Source organism: Paenibacillus naphthalenovorans, from assembly GCF_900099895.1.
Taxonomy (GTDB): Bacteria; Bacillota; Bacilli; order Paenibacillales; family NBRC-103111; genus Paenibacillus_G; species Paenibacillus_G naphthalenovorans.
The window spans coordinates 1-1,687 of the sequence record NZ_FNDY01000083.1 but is presented as its reverse complement, the minus strand read 5'-3'; the positions used below and the strand labels follow the sequence as shown (position 1 = coordinate 1,687).

Below are 1,687 nucleotides of genomic sequence, written 5' to 3'. Positions count from 1 at the left end.
CATGACCTATGCAGTTCGTGGTAAGACCTGGTAAAGTTCTGGTCTGGGTGTAACCCAAAGAAGCATTAAATAATGCTCTGGCCAAAACAATTCAATTAGTCTTGCAAATTGCCGCACTTGTATGTCACAATCAATAGAGATTCGCTGAATGCCCTTGTGGTTTTTCACGCGAACCTGACAACGAGTGTGGAAGAGGCCACGAACCATTTCGCCGTGGGTGTAGCCTTCATCACTCGTTTTTTCTTTGTTCAGTTCGAAAAGCGCAACGGCTAATAATGTCTCAGCGGCGAACAATAGCTCGAAATGAGCATGGTGATGCGCTTCGGATTGGGCATGGCACTTTTCAAAAGCCAGTTCCTGCTTGGCTGCACGAAAGAACACTTCGATCCGCCAGCGTTTTACGTAGGTCTGCAATGCTTGCTCCGGCGCATCAAAGCGGTTACTGATGAGCAAGTACGCGCCTCTGTAAGTGGCAGGGGACTCTTCCTCTTCTGTCTGGACGGGATTCGAATCGGGTTGTTCATCTTCCTTTAATCGCATGGCGACAACAGCGGCGATCGGTACAAATCGTTGTTTGGTCACTTGCTTTCCTTTTCGATTTATAGTGGTGTAAGGGCGCTTCATGTAAATACCCGGAATGGAAATGGAACTCAATCCGGATGTCGCTTGACGAGTCAAATCCTTGAACACTTCGCGGATGAGCATGACCGGAGTCAGCGGCACGAAGCGTTCTCGACGGGTACCGGGTTCAATGACTTTACGGAATAAAGCGGTGTTGCGCTTGGCCTTGGTTACCCAATCAAAGTTGTTTTCTTCTAGGAATACGAAAAATTTCTTGCACAGATACCACCGGTCCATCGCCACCCACAGTCGGCATGTGACGGATTCACGCAGCATCAAAAGCATCTGTCTGGCCAGATCCAGCTTCGTAAGACCCTCACCCTTCGTTTCCGGCTTATGCCACACGCGGTAAAACAACGGATATTCCAATCCGCTTTTTAGGACAGCTTGCAGGACCACAAGATTCATCGCCCATGCATATGTTTTTGTGGAATGGTCGTAGAGCCAGCTGAGAAACGGAAGTTGTTTGGCGTAGGGATGCGCACTATGCGTATCATCGAGATTGACCACATCCCCATCGGAGAGTCGGGTCAGGGTATCTTGCTGCAATCGCTCGACACGCTTTTTTCCAAAGGTCATCCAGGCAAAGCTAGTCGTGAAGAAGCGGCTCAACGTATACTGAGTGAGCTTCCAGGGCTGGAACATGACTTTCAGCAAGGCATCCTTGTCGGCTAACTGTGCCATTTGAACAACGGATGAACAATTGGAAACGAGACCGACGACATAAAGGAAGCAAAGGAGCCAAGACGGTGTTCCACTACGCTTCATCATGCCGGATTGGGAGAGCAGCAGAGAGAAGTCAAAACGATCCCACAAACTTTTTAGGACGGGGGCTCCCGCGCATTCACTATGATTGAGCTCAGTAAATCTCGGTTTTTGTAACGCTGACATTGGCAAACCACCTATAATCTAGAAGATATACCCTGCAAATAGAGGTATCCTTCGCGATTATGGGGGTGTTTCCAAAATGTCAAGTGGTTTTTCGTCCTAATTTCGAGAAATTAGTGACATTTGTGCAGCAAAAACCACCGTTTACCAGTTAATGACACGAACTGCATAGATCATA

General features: G+C 48.1%; 1 protein-coding gene. It reads right to left on the bottom strand.

Going from position 1 to position 1,687, the window contains the following annotated elements; translation table 11 throughout:
• Nucleotides 1–6: 6 nt before the first annotated feature.
• Complete coding sequence (locus BLT35_RS27415) at nucleotides 7–1,512, bottom strand: transposase (protein ID WP_203237022.1); 1,506 nt, start codon at nucleotides 1,510–1,512, stop codon at nucleotides 7–9.
• Nucleotides 1,513–1,687: the final 175 nt, after the last annotated feature.